Genomic DNA, 24,526 nt, shown 5'->3' with positions numbered 1-24,526 from the left:
CAAAGGCTCTCAGAAATGGGAGCTTTTTTATTTTAATGGTAGTTTAACTTGAGGTAATGGTTGACAAAGTGTTTTATTAACTATTTTCTCTCGCATTAATTTTTTCTTATTAAAGTGTCTAGATATATTTTGAATAATTTCTGTGTAATTATCTTTGATAACTTTCCCATTCTCATCTTTAATTTCATGATAAAACACTTTTATTGATCTACAATTAGAATGCTCAAAAATGGTATTTAAAAGAGTTCTATCTGATAATCCGCAAGAATGCCCCATAATTATAACTTGAAACTTATTGACATTAATAAAATCAAGTAGATTTTTATAATTAGAGTTCTGTGAGTAGAGAAATGATTTAAAATTTTTTAAATATTCATTATCATCTAAATTTTCGATTATTTTATAATCTTCATCCATTTCATCTCCGAAACCAAAATTAATCTGATTACTAAAATCATTTAATCTTCCGTGAATTTGTAAATTATAAACTTGTCCAAAACTCCTGTCTTTCCCAGATTCCGTTGTGTAGTTAATGTATTTATCAATCGTTTTTGTGTAATTGAAATTCAAACAAAAGGTGATTACTTCTTTTCTTTTGTCTGGGCTATCTTCAATATAAAAATCCTTTAGAACCTTATAATCTTGATTTGAAAATTCAGCAAAATATTCATCTGTTCCTCTATTAATTTTTAACAACTCAATAAATGATGATAAAATTTCTTCATTAATAAAGACTCTATTTTCGAGATAAGATACTAAGCAGTTTTTTACTTGATCAAACTCCTTATTTAATCTCAATATTTTGTTTCTGCGTAATAATTCAAATTCATCTTTATCTTGTGAAATACCAACCTGCTTAAAATCAACTATGCTTTTCAGTTGTTTATAATATTCATTTTCAATATCAACCCAATTCTGTACTGATTTTTGATTGATCAACTTAAAAAAATGATTCTTATAGTTGAGTATCTGTAATCTTGGATATTTACCACTGTGATTATTACCATACTCTTTGTATATCTCAGCATCCAAAAATTTAATCTCTTGATCCAATTGAAAAATACAATTTGCCAATCCTTTTAAATTCTCAACTTTTTCAAATTTAAAATGTTGATCTAAATTTTGAAATGAAATAAAGTCATCATCGTGATTTGTGCACACCACTTTCTTCCAATAATCATCTATAAAATCTTTGTAAGAAGTCGGTAAACCATGAGCTAAATCAAATCCGTTTCCAATTATAACAAGTCTATTCATTTTTCTAAGTTGCTTTACTCAAATATACTATTTTTAATACAAGTGAATTTATAAAATACTTACATGACCTTATATTTCTTATATGGTTAAAATCCTTTTTAGTTATATTGACATTTAAGATGACAGTTTTAGTTTGAATCACCCAAAAAAATCTAAAACTTAAATGGCTTATATGTTTTGAAAAAAATTAAAGCTTTAGCTTTGCATAAACATTACAAAATTGAAACAAATCCTCTTTAAAAACACCACTATTTCCTATACCAATACTGGAAAAGGAACAGCCATTGTTTTACTTCACGGTTTTCTAGAGAACAAAAGCATGTGGGATTTTTATGTCCCAGAATTGGCGCAAAAAAATCGTGTTATTAGCATTGACTTGTTAGGTCATGGCGCCACGGAATGTTTGGGTTATGTGCACACCATGGAGGATAATGCCGATGTGGTTCATGCCGTTTTATCAGAATTGCGCATTCGCAAAGCTATTTTTGTAGGGCATTCTATGGGAGGTTACGTGGCTTTGGCTTTCGCCGAATTGTATCCCGATACTGTCAAAGGATTGGTTTTACTCAACTCAACCGCAAGAGCCGACAGTGAAGAGCGCAAAAAGAATCGGGATCGCGCCATTAAAGCTGTGAAACAATCTTTTGTAAATTTTATTTCTCTTTCGATTGGTAATTTATTTAGTGAAAATAATAGAGAGCGACTAGCTGCAACGATTGAAAACGTCAAAAAAGAAGCTTTAAAAACGCCTTTGCAAGGAATTGTTGCCTCACTAGAAGGCATGAAAACCAGGCAAGATCGAGAAGTTTTGCTGCACCTTACGCCTTTTCCGAAACTTTTAATTTTAGGAGAAAAAGATCCTGTTTTGAATTATGAAGAAACCAAGGAACAAATAGAAAACACGGCGGTCCAACTTATCACTTTTCCTGATGGACACATGAGTCACATAGAAAATCAAGACGAATTATTAGCTGCTCTATTGTCTTTTTTTAAAAGTATTTAGAGCATACCAAATTTTAAATAACCTTTTTCAACGAGTTCGTTTTTATCTTTTAAATGATGCATTTTCCCATCTTTCATTAATGCCAGTTTGGTCGAAATTTGAATCACATTTTCATAATTATGATCGGTGATCAAAATCCCTTTTTTAGCAGACATTGTTGTGATTAACGCATTTATGTTTTCAATCATGATGGGTGACAATCCATTATAAGGCTCATCAAGCAGTACAAATTTTGAATCATTGTTCAGGATTAATTTAATTTCTAGATACCGCAATTCCCCACCAGATAAATGTTTGATTTTTTTACCCAACATAGACTGTATCATGGCATCTGCACAAAATTCTTTTACTTTCGCTTTGGCAATGCACAATTGAATGGTTTTATGAATGGAAAAAGAATTTGGAATAAAAGAATCCTGCGGTAAATAGCTTATTTCCTTTAACAGCTCACTTGTTTTTGACAGCACTTTTCCACCAACCCGAACAAACTTAAAATCAGCTGGTTCTATCCCGAAAATAATCTTCAATAATGTAGATTTACCAGAACCATTTCGACCCAAAATCCCGAGAACAGTACCCGTTTCACATTTCAAATACACATCCGAAAGGATAATTTTTCCTTTGTATTGTTTTTGTACGCTATCTACTTCTAAAATACATGTTGTCATAGGAAATTCAACATAAGATTCACAACAAGAATGAAGATCATCGAAAAGAAAAAATTAATGAGGAATCCATAAACAATCAACTGAATTTTTGAAAGACCGTTGTTGTAATAAAACAAGTATTCGTTTTTAGCATTCACCTCTTTAATCAAAAGACTAATAAAAAATCCAAAAAATAAGAGCACATATTTAAAGGTTTCAAAACCTCCAAAAACCGCCGCCAAAGTACTTATAGCGACGTTTATGGCTAAAGTACTTTTGTAAAACTCGAAACAATTAATTAGCTTTCTGATAGTAGTTGAATTAAATTATTTTTTCTTTGAAAGGCGTATTCACATCCAAAATTTCACTTAATAAAAGTACCAATTGTTCCAGATAATTTCTCAAAATATCATCGGTGATACTGCTATTAACAATTTTATCTACTTTAAAATTAAACGGTAAAAAACCTGCTTTTAGATTTTTAAAAGAGATAATACCTGCTTCGATGGTTTTTCCTTTTGCTTCCGTTTCGTACATGTACGCGTATGCAAGCACCTGTATGATTTTATCACTTTTAATATCTTCAATGAGTCCGTTCCAAGATTTTAAAGTCACATTGGCTTTATCCACTTTTCCCGTTTTATAATCGATGATTCGGATGTTTCCATTGCGTTCTTCAATTCGGTCCACATTTCCTTTTATCAATACTGGAAAAGGCAAATTAGGATGATGCAAAACACGTTCAAAAGTTTGTTCCAAAGCAATAATTTTGATCGCATCACCATTTTTGATGCTTTCTAATTCTACTTTCAAGAAATTAGAAACATTACGCTTGGCTACTTCAAAGGCTAATAAATTACGTCCTTTTTTGATTTCGCCTTCCTTGTATACTACTTTAAATTGCTTTAGAACCTCAACGTCTATTTGCTTAAAACAATTTAAAATATCGCTTTCTGAAATAAATTTATCAATAAATGGTTCATATAAAACACGCAAGGTCTCATGAATAATGGTACCCAGCGTATTCAAAGCAATATTTTCCTCTACCTCTTCGACTTCGCTAATGCGTAAAATCTTTTGGAAATAAAACTGAATCGGATTACGGATATAACTGGTCAAAGCAGAGGGTGAAAATCCTTTTTCAGCAATTTCTTTCAATCGTAACATCACACTATCCGACTTAGAAATTACAATAGGTTGGTACGCCGTATCGGGTAAAACCGCATTATAAATTTCATGAGTAATCGTGTGATTGTTTTGCTTTTCTACTTCCAGTTGCGTAATAAATCGACTTTTTTCACCAGCATCCAAACCTTCACTTTCGGTGTTATACAACAAGTAAATAGTTTTGGCACGCTGCAATAAATGATAAAAATGATAGGTATAAATAGCGTCTTTCTCCTTAAAAGTTGGTAAACCTAACTCCCTCTTCACGTCATAAGGAATAAAGGAATTTTGAGATTTACCAGCAGGGAATTTACCTTCATTCATAGAGGTGACAATGACTGTGTCAAAATCCAAAACTCTGCTTTCTAACACACCCATAATCTGCAAACCATTTAATGGTTCTCCCTCAAACGATACTTCGGCAAGATCAATAACCTGCTTATAAATAGAATATAGCGTTTCTATTTTATCAATATGTTCGTGTTTAGAATAGTAGTTAATAAGTTTATTAATTACTTTAAAAATAGCAAAAACAAAGGCCTTCGTGATTTTTTCTTCCTCATTATCGTTGCTTAAATTCTCTTTTATAGTTTGCAATAATTTAGAAATTGTTTCTAAAACAGGAATCGATCCGTTTTCCCATTTTTGAAATAACAACAAAAACAATTCACTAGGCTCAACTTGCAACTCCATCAATTTATGATGTGTAATGAAGGTATAATTATTTAGATTGATAATTTTTACGAGCGCATTGGTATTTGCATACGGTTCCACTAATGGATGTGTTAGAATATCTAAAACATCTTTATAATACAAAACGTAACTTTTAGCATTTCTTGAAAGTGCATTGGTATGCATTTTAAATAATTTACTTATCAAGATTTGAGCCGGATTATTCTTGCTGGAATAACCCATTGTAATATTTAAAGCGCCAACTGTTGATGGCAACGAATATAAAAGTGGCACCAAGAGATTTTCATCTCCTAATACAACTGCAACTTTATCAAGATGATCATCAATTCCTAACGTATTAGATTCAAGGATGACATTTTCAATTATACTTCCTGCTATTTTTGCTTGACCTATTGTTTTGGGTGTGCCAATAACCTTTATGTTTTTGGTTTGCGAAAAATCATCAACTATCCATTCAAAAGGGTTTACCTTATAATGTTTCCAGCTTTCTTTAAATCTTCTCACAAAAAGTCCTGCATCATGATACGGATCGTTGAGAAAAGTTTGATCTACGTCCCAAAAAATTTCAGCTTGTTCACCTGCTATTAGATGTTGAATTATTTTTTCTTCGGCAGCATTTAGTGCATTAAACCCCGCAAAAAGATACTTTTTATCTTGAACACTTTCTGAAAAATGAATTAGATTATGAACTGCTTCTCTATAAATTAATCCCTGATAACCAACTCCTTTATTTAGCAAATGACTGTACAGATTTTGGTAATAAACGGGTAATAATTTCCAAAAATCAATGTACTTTTCTAATAAAGTCGTTTTGTTTTCCACCTCAATTCCCCATTTTTTGATGTCTTCAATATCTTTCAAATAGGACAATACATATGTTGGATCTAATAAATACCGATCAATTTCATTAAAATCCTGCAATAAAGTTTTGGCCCAATTGGCAAATAACTCAAAGGTTTGTTGACTAGCCTTATCAGTTATAGATAGATACACTTCATAAAACTCAAATAACAACTCAATAGGATCAATAGTACGAATGCTTGCAATGTCTTGAATAAAATCCTCAATACTAATAATTTCTGGAGCGAAAACATTTGTAGTCACCTGACGTTTTAGAGCTTCAATAAGAAATATTTTAGCTCGTTTATTAGGCAGCACTACAATGGTATCCGAAAAACGAGTTGCATATTTTTCTATTAAAACTGTAGCTATTTTATCTAAAAAGGTAATATTTGTCATTTTATAAAAATAAAAAAAACGCCCCGATAAATCGAGGCGTTTTCTATAAATATTTTGAGGAAATTATTCTTTGATCAAAGAAATCTCAACTCTTCTGTTTTCAGCTTTTCCTTTTGCAGTTTTGTTTGGTGCAATTGGTTTAGTTTCTCCAAAACCTGTAGATTTTAATCTTTCAGTAGCAATTCCGTTTTCAACTAAATAGTTTTTAACAGCAGCTGCTCTATTTTCAGATAAAGATTGGTTTAATACATTACTTCCATCGCTATCAGTGTGACCTTCAATTTGGAAATTAGAATTTGGATATTCTTTCAAGATTGCAGTAATAGACTGTAAAACAGCATAAGTACCTTGTTGGAAAGTAGATTTAGCAGAATCAAATAAGATTACTTTACCGTAGTTATTTAAAGTTTTCATCACTTCTTCAGAAACTTCAGGACAACCTTGGTTAGCAACTGTACCTTTTACAGAAGGACATTTATCATCTTTGTCTAATACACTGTCTCCATCAGTATCTGGCCAAGGACAACCTGCGTTATCTCTAGGACCTGCTACAGTAGGACATTTGTCATTTTTATCAGCTAATCCATCTCCATCAGTATCAGGACAACCTTTTAATGAAACTGGACCAGCTTCGCTAGGACAAGCATCATCTTTATCAGCTATACCATCTCCATCAGCATCTGGACAACCATTTAAAGCTGGTAAACCTGCTGTATCTGGGCAAGAGTCAGCGCTATCTTGGATTCCGTCTCCATCAGTATCAGGACATCCGTTGAATTGCTTTAAACCAGCAACATCTGGACAAGCATCTTCTTTATCGTAGATTCCGTCTCCATCAGTATCTTTAGCTCCAAATTTGAAGATAATACCAGCAGAGTGCTGAAAGTGAGATCTTTGCAATTCTGCATCTCCGAAAGATTTTTTGTATCTTGTTACTAACTCAAGACCTACATTCTCAGTGAACCAGAAAGTTAAACCTGCTCCAGGATTTAAAGTTCCAAAGCTAGTATCTCCTAAGAAAGTGTATCCACCACCTACAGAAAGAGAAGGATCAATAACTTTTGATTTGATCATGTTCATGAAACTATATTTAATAGTAGCATCAATTCCATAATACATTAAGTCTCCAGGATTGCTTACTACATATCCACGAGAATCTCTACCAGCAGCAGTTGGATTAAATCTTACCCATTTATCAATTTTATTCACAGATCCTGAAAGACCTACAGAGAAATTATCTCCAACATATTTCGATACGCTTAGGTACGATACTGATGGTAAAATATTCCAGTTGTCTTTTACAGCAAATGGTTGAGAGAAATGACGATCAGCCCATCCTTTTCCTCCTCCTGCACTAGTTTTAGTATCTATAGCATTTACCCCGAAAGATATTGCAATAGGATTGTTGCTATCTTGTGCTTGAGATGTAAATCCCACCACCATCATCGCAGCAACAAAAATTTTGTTAAGATGTTTCATACTTAAATTTTTTAATTACATTTAGTTAATTATAAACAAAAGTAGCACGTAAATTTTAAACTACAAAACGAAATGTTAAAAAAAATCGATTTACGTGCTCAATGTGGGAATTATATAATATTAAGCATTGTACCCACTTCAACAAATGCTTGAATTGCCTTATCTAAGTGCACTTGTGTATGTGCTGCAGAGAGTTGCACTCTAATTCTTGCTTTATCTTTTGGAACTACAGGAAAGAAGAATCCAATTACATATATGCCCTTTTTCAGCAATTCATCAGCCATTGTTTGTGATAATTTTGCATCATAAAGCATTACTGGTACAATTGCCGAATCACCATCTATAATGTCAAAACCAGCTTTTTTCATTCCGTTTTTGAAATAATTTGTATTCCATTCTAGTTTATCACGTAAAGTGGTATCTTTCTCTAATAGTTCAAAAACCTTTATTGAAGCACCTACAATTGATGGCGCTAGTGAATTAGAAAACAAGTACGGTCTTGAACGTTGACGCAAGATTTCTATAATTTCTTTTTTTGCTGTAGTGTATCCGCCCATAGCTCCACCTAGGGCTTTCCCTAGAGTTCCTGTAACAATATCTACTCTACCCATTACACCTTTTGCCTCGAGCGTACCTTTTCCGGTTGCCCCAATAAAACCTGCAGCATGGCACTCATCTACCATAACCATAGCATCATACTTATCCGCTAGATCACAAATTTTATCTAATGGAGCCACTAATCCGTCCATAGAGAAAACACCATCAGTTACAATTAACTTGAATCGGGTTCCCGCCTCAGTAGCTTTTATCAGTTGCTGTTCTAAATCCTCCATATTTGAGTTTTCGTAACGGTAACGAGCTGCTTTACACAAACGCACACCATCTATAATAGAGGCGTGATTTAAACTATCCGAAATTATGGCATCATGCTCCCCCAATAATGGCTCAAAAACACCACCATTAGCATCAAATGCAGCCGCATATAATATTGTGTCCTCTAAACCGTAAAACTCAGATATTTTTCTCTCTAATGTTTTATGTATGTCTTGTGTACCACATATAAAACGAACAGATGACATCCCAAAACCATGTGTATCAAGCGCATCTTTTGCTGCCTGAACTACTTCTGGATGAGATGACAATCCTAGATAATTGTTTGCACAAAAATTAAGTACCGTTTCTCCCGTTGCTATTGTAATTTCGGCACCTTGTGGTGAGGTTATTATTCTTTCTTTCTTAAAAATCCCGTTATCTTCTATGGTTTGCAATTCTGCTTGAAGATGTTCTTTTATTTTTCCGTACATAAACTAATTATTAAAAGTTCTATTTTTTGCGAATTATTCATTTTTGAGTTACAAATTTACTACTTCGATTTCTTTTCCGATATAAATAAGTGCTTTTTTTGTCACTTTATAACCCATCAACTCTATTGCCGACTGATAACTTTCTAATTGTTGTTGGTACTTTACATTATGAGACCCTGTTTTATAATCTACCAACAGCACTTCTCTATTTGGAGTGACCACCATACGGTCTGGTTTTATAGATTTTGCTTGTTTTTGAATGATGGTTTGCTCATTTAAAACCTGATTCCCCTCTGAGAAACAAATTTCTAATTCAGGATGATTCACAATTTCTTGAATGGTAGCCAAAACCGTTTCTTGCTGCTGATAGGAAATTAAACCATTTTCTAATGCTTTTGTAATGGCTATGTCAACATCCTTTTTTGTTTTTACAAAGGATAAAATTTCATGAATTAAATTTCCGTATTCAATGGCTTCTTGTTGCTGCGTTCCCCACATTATAGATTCGCGTTGTGCAATTTTAATATTCTTTGGATTCAAAATTTCTGAAACAACAGGAATTGTTTTTGAAGTATCAACATGTTGCTTTACCAAGGACAACTTGACTGGTACACCCAATTCATATTCTAATTTTTGCTCATCAAAACCAATTTTATGATCTAGATAATTAATGAAAAAGCTACACATATTATTCTTTGGAATTTCGCCTTTACTAGATAGATTCATATTTGAAATCACATACAACTGTTCCTCTGCACGAGTTAAAGCCACGTATAGAACATTAATATTATCAAGCAATTCTTCCTGTTTTTTTTGATAGTATACCGCTGCTGCCGCTTCACCAAATCCCTCTACTGCACTACTATTATCAATTAAAACTTTTGGCAAACCAAAATCCTCCTCCTCAGCATGCAACCAAAGTTTGTCTTTTGGTTTTCTATTGTAATCTTCCTCGGCAAAAGGAAAAATAACAACTGGAAACTCCAATCCTTTTGATTTATGAATGGTCATTATTCGAACGGCATTCGTTCCCTCTGGTGAAGGAATACTAAATTTCTCTGCATTTTTATCCCAAAAATTCAAGAAATCTGAAATTCCTGCTTGATTGCGAATATCTCTTTCCAGAACAATGTCTAAGAAATACTGAACGTAGGCATTCCCCTCCCCTCCCGAAGCGTCGGGACTCCCCAAAAGGGAGGGAGATGAAACTGGAGCAATAATATCTAGAGAATTCTCCTGAACCATTAGCTCCTTTTTGATTTCTTTTAAAACCTCTGATATATTTTTTAACACTTGACCATTAGTAAATCGGATAACTTTATATCCTAACTTATTGAGCGTATTGGTTCTATTACTATCTAGCACAGCTTGTTCATCGGTAAAATGATACTCTCCATCTACTTCAATAACTAGTTTTTTTGACAAGCAAACAAAATCAACAATAAAATCATCTATTAAGTGTTGCTGCCTAAATTTATGATCATCTAGTGACTTAGATTTAAGCTCCATCCAAAGAACTTTCTCAGCAGGCGTTGGCTCTTTTCTCTTTTCTTTTGCTTTTTCGTTTAAAAGATGAGCATAATTTCCACCGGTCATGTATCCTAACTTATGTGATTCAGCTATAACATTTTTATCCAAACCATTAGCCGCTTCGTCACCCTTTCCTTTGGAGAGGGATGGGGAGAGGAATTTACTAATTATAGTTTCTACCGCCTCATACAATGATTTTTTTCGAATGTTTTGAAACGAAAGTGAAACATCAAAGCCGAGTAACCACGTTTCAAAATCAATTTCTTTATGCAAAGCCATTCCTTGGGCAATAAAATCATGAACAGGCAGCTTGTCTTGACTGTTTTGAGCTATGTATTGAAGGAAATTTGCCTTAGACTCTAAATCGGAGCTGTTTTTTAAATATTTTAATAAATGAATAATCAATCGTACTTCGGTGGCATTTTGAATCATCAAAGTCTCCGATGACAAAAGTGGAACTCCTTGCTCTGTTAAATAATTAGCAATGGCAATTCCTTGACTTCGTTTTCTGGTGAGTACCACAATATCTTTATATTGAAAACCTTGTTGAAGCGTTTTTTGAATGGTTTTCAAAGTGGCTTCAACGTATAAATCTATTTTGCTCTTACTTTCCTCATCTAGATTTATATCATATTCCTCTTCTCCTTTTTCTGGTTTTGGGATAAATGAAATGTTTACATGCCCTCCTTTTTTATCATTCGTTTTTTGATAGCTGTGGTTTTCATACAAATCTTTATAATCTGGGTGCTCAAATTCATTTGAAATTAACTTAAAAAAATCATTGTTAAACTCAATTATCTGGGAATAGGAACGATAATTTTTGTCTAAATGTTCCAGTCTTTTATCCGGATTACTAAATGGGTTTTGATCCTTACTTAATTCAATAAACTGTTCTGCTTTACCACCACGCCATCTGTAAATAGATTGTTTGGGATCTCCTACTATCATCAAAGTCCCTTTTACTCCGTAATCGTCCTGACCTGAAAGTGCATTGTCAATTAACGGAATCAGGTTTTGCCATTGCATTTCGGAAGTATCCTGGAATTCATCTATGAAAAAATGTCGGTAACGCTCTCCTAATCTCTCGTATATAAAGGGCGCTGGCTGATTTTGAATTTCTCTATGAATGATGGCATTAAACTCAGCTATTGAAAGGACATTTTGCTCCTGTTGTATTTTGGCCAATTCATTACTTACTGTATTCAATAATGATAAAGGTGTAATGTTTTTTAAGAATGCTTTGTAAAAATTTATTTTATCATGCAGTTTATAAATACTGTCTAAAAGCTGAAGTAAATTAGGAATGATACTTTCTATTACGGCTCTGTCTTGTGCTGTTTTATTAATTTTTATATCATCAAATTCATGATAGGTTTTATTTTTAGGATTGTATTTCCCCTCTTTAATGGCAACTAAATGATTGGGGAAATGTCCTGCCGAAAAGGATTTAAGATTGATTCCGTTTTTATCAATTATTGCCAACGCTTCTTCAGCTAAAACGATGCTCTCTTTTTGAAGAATCTTACAGGTTTCGGCTAATTTTTTTTTGACTTCGACAAATTCAGTGATGGATTTATCTTGAAAATGGGTGATTTCATTTCGGTTGTTTTCATTCAAGACCAGTTTCCCAGTTTGAAGAATTTCCCGAGATATATCCCATGACTTATCATCATCTGTTTTTTCCATTGTGAAATCAATTAACAATTTTGTTAATGTTTCATCTTCTCCAGCTTGAGCAATAATGGCATCAACAGCTTCTGTCAATAAATTTTCAGTGTCCAAAGTGACTTCAAAAGTCATGGGAAGATTCAGGTCATGAGCAAAAGCCCGAATCACTTTGTGGGTAAATTTATCAATGGTAGAAATATCAAAGGCAGCATAATTGTGAATAATATGCTTAATGATTTGCTGTGATTTGGTTTTGATTTGGATAATAGAGAGTTTGGTATCTGAAGCTAAATCCTGCATTAAGTCCTGCGCCTTTTGGTTGGGTTCTTCCTTTGCAAACTCAGATAAACTGCCTACGATCCGGGATTTCATTTCGTGTACCGCTTTATTGGTAAACGTGATGGCCAGAATGTTGCGATAGGCATCGTTTTTTGTTGCAACAAGAATTATCTTAAGGTATTCTTTGACTAACGCATAGGTTTTTCCAGAACCTGCAGAAGCGTCATATATAGAGAAAGAAGGTTTCCCCTCCCCTACCGAAGCGTCCGGACTTCCCAAAGGTGAGGGAGCCGAAACTGGATTTATTTTAGGTTCCAAATTGATATTTTTAAATATTGAATTTTACTTATCATTTTATAGAAATAGCGCACTACTGCACGGGATCTCCTAGCCCTGATGGAAACGGCATCCTTTTTATGAGGTGATTTTTCATCACCTTATAAAAAGATATAGTGAACAGCAGGAAATAGCTCCTAAAAATACGTGTATTAATAGGTTACTTTTTAAAATTTGCGCCGAAACTTCGGGATAAAACTTAAAAGTAGTATTTTTGCAGCATGGAAACAAATAGACAGAAAAAAATAGGTGGGGTGATCCAAAAAGATTTGGTTGACATTCTGCAAGGTGAAGTGAGAAAAAACGGATTGGCAAACTTAGTCATTTCGGTATCCAAGGTTACGGTGACTACAGATTTATCAGTAGCTACGGTGCATTTAAGTGTATTTCCTCAAGAAAAAGCAAATGAAATTCTGGAGGCTGTAAAATCAAATTCTAAGAATATAAAGCATGACTTGTCTCAACGTGTTCGTTTGCAATTGAGAAAAGTACCAAATTTGGTTTTCTTTATTGACGACTCTTTAGACTATATTGAAAAAATAGACAATGCTCTTGCTAACCGAGACAATCCTATTGAAAACAGAGATTTATTAGACAAACGTAGATTTCAATAACCTTTGAATTTTCCGCTTTATATAGCCAAACGTTACCTTAAAAGCAATAGCAAAAATAATGCTATTAACATCATCAATCGGATTGCCAGTTTGGGAATTATTGTTGGTGCGATGGCTTTATTTGTGGTTTTATCAGTGTTTAGCGGACTTAAAGTGTTTAGTCTTTCGTTTGCAAATGATATAGATCCTGATTTAAAAATAGGCAGCACTCTGGGTAAATCTTTCTTTGTTTTACCAAGTCAGGAAAAGCAGATTAAAAAAATTGACGGCATTGTTACTTATTCCAAAATTATTGAAGAGCGGGTTTTGTTTACTTTTGATGGAAAGCAAGAAGTTGCTACTCTTAAAGGAGTGGACCACAATTTTAATAAAGTAAATGCCCTTGATACAAAACTTTTTAACGGGCAATGGCTTAGCCCAGATACATACCAAGTAGTTGTAGGCTATGGAATAGCTCAAAAATTCTCCATGGGATTGTTGGATTTCAATAATCAACTGGAAGTTTTAGTTCCAAAACCAGGAAAAGGCGCCATTGAAAATCCTGAACAAGCCTTTAATAAAACCGGTGTAATACCTGTAGGCATCTATAATATTAACGATGACTTAGACTCAAAGTATGTTTTTGCTGACTTGGGTTTAGCCCAAGAATTACTGGAATACAAACCCAATCAAGTTTCGGGAATAGAATTTAAAGTATCTAAAACAGCCGATGAAAAGGCAATTACATCTCAATTAAACTCCATTTTTAGCCATAAAATCACGGTAAAAAACCGAGCCCAACTCAACGAGGCTCTTTATAAAATGCTAAACACAGAGAATATTGCTGTGTATTTAATTTTTACATTAGTGATTGTGGTGGCACTTTTTAACTTAATTGGCGCTTTGATAATGATGATTTTGGACAAAAAAGGGAATTTAAAAACACTATATAACCTGGGTACTGAAATAAAAGATTTACGCAAAATATTCTTACTTCAAGGTACTTTATTGAGTGTTTTTGGTGGCATTATAGGATTAACTATTGGGATTATTATTGTTTTGCTTCAAGAGCATTTCCAGTTGATTATGATTACTCCTACACTAGCCTATCCCGTTGTTTTCTCTCTTGAAAATGTTCTCATAGTGATGGGAACCATTGTATCGCTGGGTTTTATTGCTTCACTGATAGCAAGTAGCCGCGTGAGTAAGCGGTTGTTAGACTAAAATTCACACTTGAATATTTAATGCATTCATATTGTGACTACAAACAGCCAATAACTTTTATCTCAAAAAAGAAGCTGATAACCCTAAAATAAATTTTACAATTGAAGTCACTTAAACTTTTTTTAATTGATTGCAAAATTTGCTTTTGCCCCATATTTTAGTTTTTGCTATTCGGTAGTCCAGAAACGCAATAAAAAAAACCTTTCCAAAAAAAATAGTTTTGAAAAGGTTTTTTTTTATTAAAACAATACTAGTTTCTACTGTTTAATTTACTGAGCAATCTAAGGAATTCTATGTAAAGCCATACCAGCGTTATCATTAAACCCATTGCGCCATACCATTCCATATACTTAGGCATTCTCTCTTGAACTCCTTTTTCAATTCTATCAAAATCTAAAAATAAATTTAGAGAAGCAATTACAATTACAAAAACACTTATTCCTATGCTTATCCAAGAATTACCATGATGTACAGGAACAAAACTAGTAAACATTGACAGTAACCAAGAAATTAAATAGTACGTTCCTATAGCTAGTGTTGCAGCTATAACAACCGATTTGAATTGTTCATTTACCTGTACAATTTTATATTTATACAAACCAAGGCAGATCATAAAAGTAATAAAAGTAGCGCCAACAGCTTGAATTACTATACCCGTATATAACGCCTCAAAAATAGCCGAAACTGCACCAATAAATAAACCTTCAAAAAGGGTATATCCTGGCGCTAAGTAAGGCGACAATTGCGGTTTAAAAGCAGCTATAAGGACTAGTACTAATCCTACTACCGCACCACCAATAGCTGGGACAAATGGATTCATTCCATTAAAAGTAAGCCACCAGATTACGGTAGCCGATCCTATTAGAATCATAAACAATAGTAAGCTCTTGTTTATTGTACCAGAAATGGTCATTTCATCATTGTAATCAATGATTGTTGCTTGATTTATCTCTTCACTTTTTGAAACAGCAGTTGAAAATCTTTTACTATTTAAAAACGGGTTATTTGAATTCAAACTCATAATTTTAATGTTTTTTTTACCTTCAAATATAATTGTATTTCCTGTAAATTCATACTTATGATTTCGGTTTTTTAGCAAAAAAAAACCATCCACAAAATGTAAGGGATGGTTTAGATAGGCTGTAATTAGTGTTATTCTATTTCAGATACTCTCAGGGTGTTTACCATTCCTTTATCTTTGATAGGCATTGCTGCTAGATTGATAAGGAAATCTCCTTTTTGAACAAAGCCTTTTTGTTTCACAATCTCGTTTACATCTGTTACTGTATCATCTGTGCTTACATCTTTAGTGTACATGAAAGATTTTACTCCCCACAATAAATTAAGTTGCGTAAGGATTCTTTCATTTGATGTAAAAACTAAAATGTGTGCATTAGGTCTCCAAGCCGAAATTTGAAAGGCAGTATAGCCACTATTTGTCAACGTACAAATAGCTTTTGCTTTAATAACATTCGCCATAGTTGCAGCGTGATGACAAATTGTTTTTGTAATAAAACGATTCGTTTTGATTTGTGGTGTGTTTTGAGGAACTTGAATTAGCGGAGAATCCTCAACTGCTTCAATAATTTGAGTCATTTTTTGAATCACTTGAACAGGGTAGTTACCGGTTGCAGTTTCGCCAGAAAGCATTACTGCATCTGCCCCATCCATTACAGAGTTTGCAACATCATTTACCTCTGCACGCGTAGGAGTCAAGCTAGTGATCATAGTCTCCATCATTTGGGTAGCTACAATTACTGGAATTCGAGCTGTTTTTGCTCTTCGAATTAATTCTTTTTGCACTAAAGGAACTTCATGAGCTGGCAATTCAACTCCTAAATCCCCACGAGCCACCATAAGCGCATCGCAATAGGCTACAATTTTATCAATATTTTCTAATGCTTCAGGCATTTCGATTTTTGCCACAATAGGAATTTTATATTCAGAATGTTCTGCTATTAATTCCTGCAAATCTTGTAAATCTCTCGGTGTTTTTACAAATGATAAAGCAATCCAATCTACATTTTGTCCAATAGCAAAAATAGCATCTTCGATATCTTTATCAGTCATAGCTGGCAGAGAAATCTTTGTATTAGGTAAATTTACTCCTTTTTTAGATTTAAGTTCACCACCTTGTATTACTCTTGCAACAACCTCAGATTTTTTATCAGTTTCAACAATTTCAAAAATAAGTTTACCATCATCAAGTAATATTCTTTCTCCTGGATTTACATCATTTGGAAAGTTTTTATACTTCATGAATACTTTTTTTGCAGTACCAAGAATGTTTTCGGCAGTGGTAAATGTTATTAAATCTCCATCATGAACAACAACGCCTTCCTCCATTACACCTACGCGTAATTTAGGACCTTGCAAATCACCAAGAATTGCGGTTGTATAGCCAAACTCTTTATTTAAACCGCGAATAATATTTATTTTTTCCTTTACATCTTCGTAGTCTGCATGCGAAAAATTTACACGAAACACATTGACTCCTGCATCAATCATGTCCTTGATGGTTTCTCTTGTACTACATGCTGGCCCTAGTGTAGCTACAATTTTAGTTTTTTTGTTTGTAAGCATTTGTATTAAAAAATTAAATTGTTTTTAGATTTTATTTTAGTTGTCTCTACGCTGTAAACTGCAGAAACTTTATTTATGGTATTTAATAATGTTTTTATTTCGTTCAAATTCAAGGTGTCATCTGTATTTTCAATTTTAAAAAAATAGTCTACTTTTTTAAACTCAGGTAATAAAAATACTTTTGTAGCTACTTCCATCTTGATATCAGAAAATAAATTTTGAGAAAATTCTTTTTGTTTCTCTTGAAGCACTTCATTTTTATTTTGGATTAAATCCCAAGAAATTTCATTTTCAGGACCTTCATAGAAAAATCTTGAAAAATTTGTTTCTCCCTCTTTAATCTTAATTTGAATTTCATTACTACATTTACTCAAATTGACAGCTAATTTTTGATTGATAAAGTAAGCCAATCGATAATCTTCTAAAGAGGTATGTATTGCAATTAGATGATAGTCTATTGCATCAAATTCACCTAAATTAAGTTTAAGATTTGCCATTTCATCAAAAAATAAGATGTAAATATAGCATTTCTATTGAAGTGTATAGCCCTCTAAATAAGATGTTTTTGTTAATTTATGAACGAAAACGATATAGTTTTATAGAAAATTGTATTATTTTCTGTCCATTTTTTCTTGAAATGCAAAATAGGCGCGTTGGGATGCTTTTTCTTCTGCTTTCTTTTTGGAGGTAGCCCTTGCTTTTGCAATGACTTTGTCGTCAATACTAAGTTTAACACCAAAAAAACGTTGGCCATCAATAGAGTTGTCATCAAAAATATCGTAATGAAATATTTTTTTCTCTTTTTGACACCATTCAATAACTAAGCTTTTATAGCTAATTACCTTGCCTTCAAGGCGGGCTATATCTACATAAGGAGTAATAACTCTGTTTCTAATGAACTTTTCACAAAATTCGTAGCCTCTATCAAGGTAAATAGCACCCACTAGAGATTCAAAAATATTGCCATGAATATTTTCTCCAAAATGTTGAACAGGAACTTTACTCTCTATAAACTGAATCAAATTTAAGTCTTTCCCTAGTTCATTTAAATGTTCTCTACTTACAATTTTAGAGCGCATTTTGGTAAGATACCCTTCATCACCTGATGGTGCTTCATTAAATAAATGAGCGGCAATTACTGCACTTAACATAGCGTCTCCTAAAAATTCTAAGCGTTCATAATTGATGGGATTGCCAGATAAATCAAGTCTATTAGATGATCTATGAGTGAAAGCTTTGGTATAAAACTCAAGATTTAAGGGAGGAAATCCTAGGATTTTCTGGATAGAATCAAAAAAAATCCCGTCAGTAGCCGAACGGGATTTTTTAAATATTTTTCTAATTATGTTCATACAATTAGATGTCTAATTTTTTTACCAAAACGCATGCATTATGACCTCCAAAGCCAAATGTATTGCTCATCACTACATTCATATCTCTTTTTTGAGCTTTGTTAAATGTAAAGTTCAATTTTGAGTCAATATTCTCATCATCAGTAAAATGATTGATAGTAGGAGGTACTAAGCCGTATTTTAGAGAAAGTATAGCAGATATAGTTTCTACAGCACCTGCAGCACCTAGTAAGTGACCTGTCATTGATTTAGTAGAATTTAAATTCATGCTATAGGCATGTTCGCCAAATACGTGAAGAATAGCTTTTGACTCTGCCATATCACCAAGTGGAGTTGATGTTCCGTGCATGTTTACACCATCTACATCAGTAGGTTTTAATCCAGCATCTCTAAGACAGTTTAGCATTACATTTTTAGCACCAAGTCCTTCTGGATGTGGAGCTGTAATGTGGTAAGCATCTGCAGACATACCGCCGCCACCTATTTCGCAATAAATGGTTGCGCCACGAGCAACAGCATGTTCGTATTCTTCAAGAACCAAGGCACCTGCTCCTTCTCCTAGAACAAAACCATCTCTGTCTTTGTCCATTGGTCTTGAGGCCGATTTTGGATCGTCATTTCTTGTTGATAGTGCATGCATAGCATTAAAACCTCCCATACCAGCAATCGTTACTGCAGCTTCAGAGCCACCTGTAACCATAGCATCGGCATGGCCAAGTCTAATATAATTGAAAGCATCTATAATGGCATTTGTAGAAGAAGCACATGCAGAAACAGTTGTAAAGTTAGGTCCTCTAAAACCATATTTAATGGAGATATGTCCACCTGCAATATCAGCGATCATTTTTGGAATAAAGAAAGGATTAAATTTTGGCGTCCCGTCTCCTGCAGCAAAATTAAGAACTTCAATTTGAAAAGTCTCTAATCCGCCAATTCCTGATCCCCAAATAACACCCACGCGGTCTTTATCAATTTTCTCCATATCAAAACCGGCATCTTTTACTGCTTCTTCAGATGCAACCATGGCATATTGAGCGTATCGGTCCATTTTACGGGCTTCTTTACGGTCAATGAAATTTTCAACATTAAAGTTTTTAACCTCGCATGCAAAGTGAGTTCTAAATTTAGAGGCATCAAAGTAAGTGATAGGTGCAGCTCCGCTAACGCCATTTATTAGCCCGTCCCAATACTCTTGTACAGTATTTCCAATAGGAGTAAGAGCGCCTAATCCTGTTACTACAACTCTTCTTAATTCCATAAATTCTTTGTTATGTTATCTTTAAACAAATAAAACCCATGCTGATACAGTATGAAATACTACAAAATAGCTATGGGTAATATAATAATATCTTTTGGATTGGAGTTCAATCTTGAATTTAATATTTTTAAAAAATAATAACACCCGTTCACATGAATGCAAGCGGGTGTTTGATTTATTATTTTTTAGCTTCCTCGATGTAAGAGATTGCTTGACCTACAGTAGCGATGTTTTCTGCTTGATCGTCTGGAATTTGGATATCAAATTCTTTTTCGAATTCCATAATAAGCTCAACAGTGTCTAATGAGTCAGCTCCTAAATCATTAGTGAAGCTTGCTTCTGTTACAACTTCGTTTTCGTCAACGCCTAATTTGTCTACGATAATCGCTTTTACTCTTGATGCAATGTCTGACATAATCTTTAATTTTAGAATTTAATTTGTTGGCAAAAATAAAAAACTTTATTTTAAAACAACTATTTAGTTAATAAATGTGACATCTAATTTATGAAATATATTTTGACAAAGGTGTCACAATGTTATTTATTTTCAATTATTATGCTTTTTTTTGTGGCTTCAAATAGAATGTAATTATGAAAAAAATCGTGATTTTTGCCTCCGGATCGGGTACAAATGCTGAAAATATTATCCAATATTTCAAAAAAACAAGCTCAGCAGCTGTTGTTGCAGTGTTTACAAATAATCCTAAAGCGGGTGTGATTACGAAGGTTCAAAAATACAATTTACCAATAGAGATTTTTACCAAATCACAATTATTTGAAAATGAAGTACTACAAAAAATTCAAGCTCTCCAACCAGATTTGATTGTTTTAGCTGGTTTTTTACTCCAATTTCCTTCAAATATCATTAATGCCTTCCCTAATAAAATCATAAACATTCACCCCGCATTATTACCTAAATATGGCGGAAAAGGAATGTATGGAATGCATGTGCACCAAGCAGTTCTTGATAATAAGGAATTAGAAACAGGAATCACGATACACTATGTGAATGAGAATTACGATGAAGGTGCTATAATTTCACAGCAAAGTGTTGCATTATCTGCGGTAGATACGGTTCCAACAATCGCCGAAAAGATACATGAACTAGAGCAAGAATTTTTCCCAATTATTATAGAGCGCATTTTAAACCAAAGTTTATAATTGTAATGGAACACGATGTACACATATATACAGATGGTGCTGCCAAGGGTAACCCAGGAAATGGCGGCTATGGAGTGGTAATGGAATGGATAGGAAAACCGTATAAAAAAGAATTTTATGAAGGCTTTAGGCGAACTACGAATAATAGAATGGAATTACTAGGCGTAATTGTAGGACTTGAAAAATTAAAAAATCCCAATACGAGAGTATTAGTAGTTTCGGATTCTAAATATGTAGTAGATTCTGTAGAAAAAAAATGGGTTTTAGGCTGGGAAAAAAAAGGTTTCGTTGACAGAAAAAATACTGATTTATGGAAACGGTTTTTACTAGTATACCGCAAACACAAAGTCGATTTTAAATGGATCAAAGGGCATAACAATCATGCTCAAAACGAAAGGTGCGATGAATTAGCCGTTATGGCATCCATGCAAAAACAACTTTCTGTGGATGCTTTTTATGAAAAAGAAGAAGCCAAATTGTTGTAAATATGTTGTTTAAATTAGCAAAACTTTACATGTCTTGCGCTTTGCAACTTTACAACTTATAAACTATCTTTGCCCCTTAATTTGAAACGTATATAATGAATAAATTATTGATTGTTGGAACAGTAGCTTTTGACGCTATTGAAACTCCATTTGGGAAAACTGATAAAATTTTAGGTGGTGCAGGAACATATATTGGTTTGTCTGCTTCTTTTTTTAATGTGCAATCAGCCATTGTCTCTGTAGTTGGAGATGATTTTCCTCAAGAATATTTAGATTTATTAACTTCAAGAAATATTGATATCTCTGGATTAGAAGTAGTACAAGGTGGTAAAACATTCTTCTGGAGTGGTCGTTACCACAATGACTTAAACTCAAGAGATACACTAGATACACAATTAAATGTTTTGGCTGATTTTCAACCAAAAGTACCACAAGATTATAAAAATGCTGAGATTGTAATGCTAGGGAACTTACACCCATTGGTACAAAGCAGTGTTTTAGATCAAATGGAAACTCAACCTAAATTAGTAGTGCTAGACACGATGAATTTTTGGATGGATTGTGCTCTACCTGAATTGTTAGACGTAATCAAACGCGTTGATGTAATCACTATCAATGATGAAGAGGCTAGACAACTTTCTGGAGAATATTCTCTTGTTAAGGCTGCTGCCAAAATTCACACCATGGGTCCTAAATATGTGGTAATTAAAAAAGGAGAGCATGGCGCACTTCTTTTTCATGATAAAGAAGTTTTCTTTGCTCCAGCATTACCACTAGAAGAAGTGTTTGACCCAACAGGGGCAGGAGATACTTTTGCAGGAGGATTTGCAGGTTACTTGACTCAAAGCGAAAACATCTCTTTTGAGAATATGAAAAACGCTATCATTCAAGGTTCTAACTTAGCTTCTTTTTGTGTAGAAAAATTTGGTACCGAGAGAATGCTTACTTTAGAAAAAGCTGAAGTAGTGTCTCGATTAAAGCAATTCAAATCGCTAACACAATTTGACATAGAATTATAATATCTTAAAACCTCGGAAACGGGGTTTTTTTGTTTAAAAACGGTAGTCTAAAATTTTAAGTATTACCGTATTAAAAGTAAAAATTACCTACTATTTTTTTTAGAATAACACAACAACACAACAAATTACACTACAATGAGCGATGCTTTACAACATGAATGTGGAATAGCTTTAATAAGATTATTAAAACCGCTTGAATATTATAAAGAGAAATATGGAACCGCATTTTACGGAATCCAAAAAATGTATCTCTTAATGGAAAAGCAACACAATCGCGGTCAAGATGGCGCTGGTTTTGCAAGTATAAAACTAGATGTAGAACCTGGTGAACGGTACATCAGCCGCGTACGATCAAATCATGCACAGCCTATACAAGATGTCTTTGCACAAATAAACGACAGGATAAACGAAGAAATGGCAGCACACCCTGAGTATGCTGATGATGTAGCTTTACAAAAACAAAAATTACCATATTTAGGTGAATTGTTTTTAGGACATGTGCGTTATGGAACTTTTGGTAAAAATAGTATTGAAAGTGTTCACCCCTTTTTACGTCAAAACAACTGGATGCACCGTAACTTGATCTTAGCAGGAAACTTTAATATGACTAATGTTAAAGAGCTTTTTCAAAATTTAATAGATCTAGGACAGCATCCAAAAGAAATGGCTGATACTGTGACCGTCATGGAAAAAATAGGACATTTTCTAGATAATGCAGTTACAGATTTGTATCAAGATTGCAAAAACGAAGGATTGAGCAAGAGAGAAGCATCACCTGTAATTGCGGAACGATTAGATGTAGCAAAGATTTTAGCACGCGCAGCTAAAAATTTAGATGGAGGATACGCCATGGCTGGACTATTAGGTCACGGTGATTCTTTTGTATTTAGAGATCCTGCCGGAATTAGACCTGCTTATTTTTATCAAGATGATGAAATTGTGGTGGTAGCATCAGAACGACCAGTTATCCAAACCGTTTTTAATGTTCCTTTTGAATCGGTGCAAGAAATTGAACCAGGAAACGCACTAATCATTAAAAAAAACGGTACGATTTCTATGAAAGAAATTTTACCGCCAACGGTTAAAAAAGCATGTTCTTTTGAACGAATTTATTTTTCAAGAGGTAGCGATGCCGAAATTTACCAAGAACGTAAAACCTTAGGGAGATTAATCTTGCCCGCAGTTTTAAAATCTATAGATGAGGATACTGACAATACCGTTTTTTCATACATACCTAATACAGCTGAAACTTCCTTTTACGGATTAGTAGAGGCCGCTCAAGATTTCTTAAATCAAAGAAAAAACAATTTCATCCTTGAAAATAGAAATACCTTAACCAAGGAAACATTACAAGAGTTGCTTTCGGTTAAAATACGTACCGAGAAAGTAGCTATAAAAGATGCAAAATTAAGAACTTTTATTACTGAGGATAGTAGTCGTGATGATCTTGTAGCGCATGTATATGATGTAACGTATGGTGTAATCAAGCCTACAGATAATTTAGTTATTATTGACGATAGTATTGTAAGAGGTACTACCTTAAAAATGAGCATCATCAAAATGATGGATCGTTTGAATCCAAAACGTATTGTAATTGTTTCATCGGCTCCACAAATACGTTATCCTGATTGCTATGGCATTGATATGGCTAAACTAGAGGGATTAGTAGCTTTTAGAGCAGCGCTTGAATTACTCAAGGAAAGGAATTTATATCATATTGTAGATGAGGTATATGCTAAATGTAAAACACAAGAAAATTATCAAGATAATGATGTTGTAAATTATGTAACGGCTGTATACGCTCCTTTTGAAGCTCAAGAGATTTCAGATAAAATTGCAGAAATGTTAAGCTCACCAGAAATTAAAGCCGACGTAAAAATTATTTTCCAAACAGTTGAAGATTTGCACATAGCATGTCCAAAAAATTTAGGAGATTGGTATTTTACAGGAGATTATCCTACCCCAGGAGGAAACAGAGTAGTAAACCGAGCTTTTATGAATTTTTATGAAGGTAAAGATGCTCGCGCCTATTAAAAAATAGATTAAATGAGGTTTTAATCGATTTTATAGGTTTTTTATCTATTTTATTTGTTTAATCGGTTTTAATTGTATATTTTTATTTCACCATAATATTAGTAGGTTAAATTTATGGTAGATTTGGGGCAAAAAGGGTGGAAGCAATTCCACCTTTTTTATTGGAATAAAGTCAGGAAAGAAGAAAGAGCAGAGAATAAAGAGAAAAGACGAGC

General features: G+C 33.5%; 19 protein-coding genes. 7 read left to right on the top strand and 12 right to left on the bottom strand.

Annotated elements, in window-relative coordinates; translation table 11 throughout:
• Positions 1-27 precede the first annotated feature (27 nt).
• Complete coding sequence (locus tag FJV36_RS02385) at positions 28-1,257, bottom strand: AbiH family protein (RefSeq protein WP_158730273.1); 1,230 nt, start codon at positions 1,255-1,257, stop codon at positions 28-30.
• Positions 1,258-1,477: 220 nt separating this feature from the next.
• On the opposite strand from FJV36_RS02385, the gene FJV36_RS02380 reads away from it, so the two are divergent.
• The gene (locus FJV36_RS02380) at positions 1,478-2,260 is read left to right on the top strand and encodes an alpha/beta fold hydrolase (RefSeq protein WP_158730274.1); all 783 of its coding nucleotides are present in this window, start codon (positions 1,478-1,480) and stop codon (positions 2,258-2,260) included.
• Here FJV36_RS02380 and FJV36_RS02375 read toward each other — a convergent pair.
• From FJV36_RS02375 to FJV36_RS02355, 5 genes are all read right to left on the bottom strand, one after another.
• The gene (locus FJV36_RS02375) at positions 2,257-2,928 is read right to left on the bottom strand and encodes an ATP-binding cassette domain-containing protein (RefSeq protein WP_158730275.1); all 672 of its coding nucleotides are present in this window, start codon (positions 2,926-2,928) and stop codon (positions 2,257-2,259) included. The two genes, FJV36_RS02380 and FJV36_RS02375, sit on opposite strands and share 4 nt — an antisense overlap.
• Before the next feature lie 300 nt (positions 2,929-3,228).
• On the bottom strand, positions 3,229-6,006 hold the full coding sequence (locus FJV36_RS02370; protein ID WP_158730276.1) for a PD-(D/E)XK nuclease family protein: 2,778 nt from the start codon (positions 6,004-6,006) through the stop codon (positions 3,229-3,231).
• Between the two features lie 63 nt (positions 6,007-6,069).
• Positions 6,070-7,485 (bottom strand): OmpA family protein, encoded by a 1,416-nt coding sequence (locus FJV36_RS02365; RefSeq protein WP_158730277.1) that lies wholly within the window; start codon positions 7,483-7,485, stop codon positions 6,070-6,072.
• Between the two features lie 110 nt (positions 7,486-7,595).
• Entirely contained in the window at positions 7,596-8,789 is a 1,194-nt protein-coding gene (gene kbl / locus FJV36_RS02360) for a glycine C-acetyltransferase (protein ID WP_158730278.1), read from the bottom strand.
• A 48-nt stretch (positions 8,790-8,837) separates the two neighbouring features.
• Positions 8,838-12,545 carry an exodeoxyribonuclease V subunit beta gene (locus FJV36_RS02355; protein ID WP_158730407.1) on the bottom strand — a complete coding sequence of 1,236 codons (3,708 nt, stop codon included), beginning with the start codon at positions 12,543-12,545 and terminating at the stop codon, positions 8,838-8,840.
• A 278-nt stretch (positions 12,546-12,823) separates the two neighbouring features.
• Here FJV36_RS02355 and rbfA point away from each other — a divergent pair, with 278 nt between their 5' ends.
• A complete protein-coding gene (gene rbfA, locus FJV36_RS02350) occupies positions 12,824-13,216 on the top strand; it encodes a 30S ribosome-binding factor RbfA (RefSeq protein ID WP_086453295.1) in 393 nt (130 codons plus the stop codon).
• A 3-nt stretch (positions 13,217-13,219) separates the two neighbouring features.
• Entirely contained in the window at positions 13,220-14,419 is a 1,200-nt protein-coding gene (locus FJV36_RS02345) for an FtsX-like permease family protein (RefSeq protein ID WP_158730279.1), read from the top strand.
• 250 nt (positions 14,420-14,669) lie between these two features.
• Here the strand turns inward: FJV36_RS02345 and FJV36_RS02340 are convergent, their stop codons facing one another.
• The 6 genes from FJV36_RS02340 to FJV36_RS02315 form a co-directional block, all read right to left on the bottom strand.
• Complete coding sequence (locus FJV36_RS02340) at positions 14,670-15,440, bottom strand: Bax inhibitor-1/YccA family protein (RefSeq protein WP_158730280.1); 771 nt, start codon at positions 15,438-15,440, stop codon at positions 14,670-14,672.
• A 131-nt stretch (positions 15,441-15,571) separates the two neighbouring features.
• The gene (gene pyk, locus FJV36_RS02335) at positions 15,572-17,002 is read right to left on the bottom strand and encodes a pyruvate kinase (RefSeq protein WP_158730281.1); all 1,431 of its coding nucleotides are present in this window, start codon (positions 17,000-17,002) and stop codon (positions 15,572-15,574) included.
• 5 nt (positions 17,003-17,007) lie between these two features.
• Positions 17,008-17,499, bottom strand: coding sequence for an IPExxxVDY family protein (locus tag FJV36_RS02330; protein ID WP_158730282.1), 492 nt, complete (start codon positions 17,497-17,499; stop codon positions 17,008-17,010).
• Between the two features lie 114 nt (positions 17,500-17,613).
• Positions 17,614-18,354, bottom strand: coding sequence for a ribonuclease III (gene rnc / locus FJV36_RS02325; protein ID WP_158730283.1), 741 nt, complete (start codon positions 18,352-18,354; stop codon positions 17,614-17,616).
• Positions 18,355-18,358: 4 nt separating this feature from the next.
• Positions 18,359-19,612 carry a beta-ketoacyl-ACP synthase II gene (fabF, locus tag FJV36_RS02320; RefSeq protein WP_158730284.1) on the bottom strand — a complete coding sequence of 418 codons (1,254 nt, stop codon included), beginning with the start codon at positions 19,610-19,612 and terminating at the stop codon, positions 18,359-18,361.
• Positions 19,613-19,790: 178 nt separating this feature from the next.
• On the bottom strand, positions 19,791-20,027 hold the full coding sequence (locus FJV36_RS02315) for an acyl carrier protein (RefSeq protein WP_007137004.1): 237 nt from the start codon (positions 20,025-20,027) through the stop codon (positions 19,791-19,793).
• A 176-nt stretch (positions 20,028-20,203) separates the two neighbouring features.
• Here FJV36_RS02315 and FJV36_RS02310 point away from each other — a divergent pair, with 176 nt between their 5' ends.
• From FJV36_RS02310 to FJV36_RS02295, 4 genes are all read left to right on the top strand, one after another.
• The gene (locus FJV36_RS02310; protein ID WP_158730285.1) at positions 20,204-20,773 is read left to right on the top strand and encodes a phosphoribosylglycinamide formyltransferase; all 570 of its coding nucleotides are present in this window, start codon (positions 20,204-20,206) and stop codon (positions 20,771-20,773) included.
• A gap of 5 nt (positions 20,774-20,778) precedes the next feature.
• A complete protein-coding gene (gene rnhA, locus FJV36_RS02305) occupies positions 20,779-21,258 on the top strand; it encodes a ribonuclease HI (RefSeq protein ID WP_158730286.1) in 480 nt (159 codons plus the stop codon).
• A 95-nt stretch (positions 21,259-21,353) separates the two neighbouring features.
• Complete coding sequence (locus tag FJV36_RS02300) at positions 21,354-22,277, top strand: PfkB family carbohydrate kinase (RefSeq protein WP_086454298.1); 924 nt, start codon at positions 21,354-21,356, stop codon at positions 22,275-22,277.
• Positions 22,278-22,412: 135 nt separating this feature from the next.
• Positions 22,413-24,311 carry an amidophosphoribosyltransferase gene (locus FJV36_RS02295; protein WP_158730287.1) on the top strand — a complete coding sequence of 633 codons (1,899 nt, stop codon included), beginning with the start codon at positions 22,413-22,415 and terminating at the stop codon, positions 24,309-24,311.
• Positions 24,312-24,526: the final 215 nt, after the last annotated feature.

This window comes from Flavobacterium sp. I-STPP5a (genome assembly GCF_009764685.1).
Classification (GTDB): Bacteria; Bacteroidota; Bacteroidia; order Flavobacteriales; family Flavobacteriaceae; genus Flavobacterium.
This window is presented reverse-complemented; position numbering and strand designations above follow the sequence as displayed.

Coding starts and splice junctions, on each gene's coding strand:
- FJV36_RS02365 (WP_158730277.1), bottom strand. CDS start 7,485: ATGAAACATCTTAACAAAATTTTTGTTGCTGCGATGATGGTGGTGGGA.
- FJV36_RS02340 (WP_158730280.1), bottom strand. CDS start 15,440: ATGAGTTTGAATTCAAATAACCCGTTTTTAAATAGTAAAAGATTTTCA.
- FJV36_RS02310 (WP_158730285.1), top strand. CDS start 20,204: ATGAAAAAAATCGTGATTTTTGCCTCCGGATCGGGTACAAATGCTGAA.
- FJV36_RS02375 (WP_158730275.1), bottom strand. CDS start 2,928: ATGACAACATGTATTTTAGAAGTAGATAGCGTACAAAAACAATACAAA.
- rbfA (WP_086453295.1), top strand. CDS start 12,824: ATGGAAACAAATAGACAGAAAAAAATAGGTGGGGTGATCCAAAAAGAT.
- FJV36_RS02330 (WP_158730282.1), bottom strand. CDS start 17,499: ATGGCAAATCTTAAACTTAATTTAGGTGAATTTGATGCAATAGACTAT.
- FJV36_RS02295 (WP_158730287.1), top strand. CDS start 22,413: ATGAGCGATGCTTTACAACATGAATGTGGAATAGCTTTAATAAGATTA.
- FJV36_RS02370 (WP_158730276.1), bottom strand. CDS start 6,006: ATGACAAATATTACCTTTTTAGATAAAATAGCTACAGTTTTAATAGAA.
- rnc (WP_158730283.1), bottom strand. CDS start 18,354: ATGAACATAATTAGAAAAATATTTAAAAAATCCCGTTCGGCTACTGAC.
- kbl (WP_158730278.1), bottom strand. CDS start 8,789: ATGTACGGAAAAATAAAAGAACATCTTCAAGCAGAATTGCAAACCATA.
- FJV36_RS02315 (WP_007137004.1), bottom strand. CDS start 20,027: ATGTCAGACATTGCATCAAGAGTAAAAGCGATTATCGTAGACAAATTA.
- pyk (WP_158730281.1), bottom strand. CDS start 17,002: ATGCTTACAAACAAAAAAACTAAAATTGTAGCTACACTAGGGCCAGCA.
- fabF (WP_158730284.1), bottom strand. CDS start 19,612: ATGGAATTAAGAAGAGTTGTAGTAACAGGATTAGGCGCTCTTACTCCT.
- FJV36_RS02385 (WP_158730273.1), bottom strand. CDS start 1,257: ATGAATAGACTTGTTATAATTGGAAACGGATTTGATTTAGCTCATGGT.
- FJV36_RS02300 (WP_086454298.1), top strand. CDS start 21,354: ATGAATAAATTATTGATTGTTGGAACAGTAGCTTTTGACGCTATTGAA.
- rnhA (WP_158730286.1), top strand. CDS start 20,779: ATGGAACACGATGTACACATATATACAGATGGTGCTGCCAAGGGTAAC.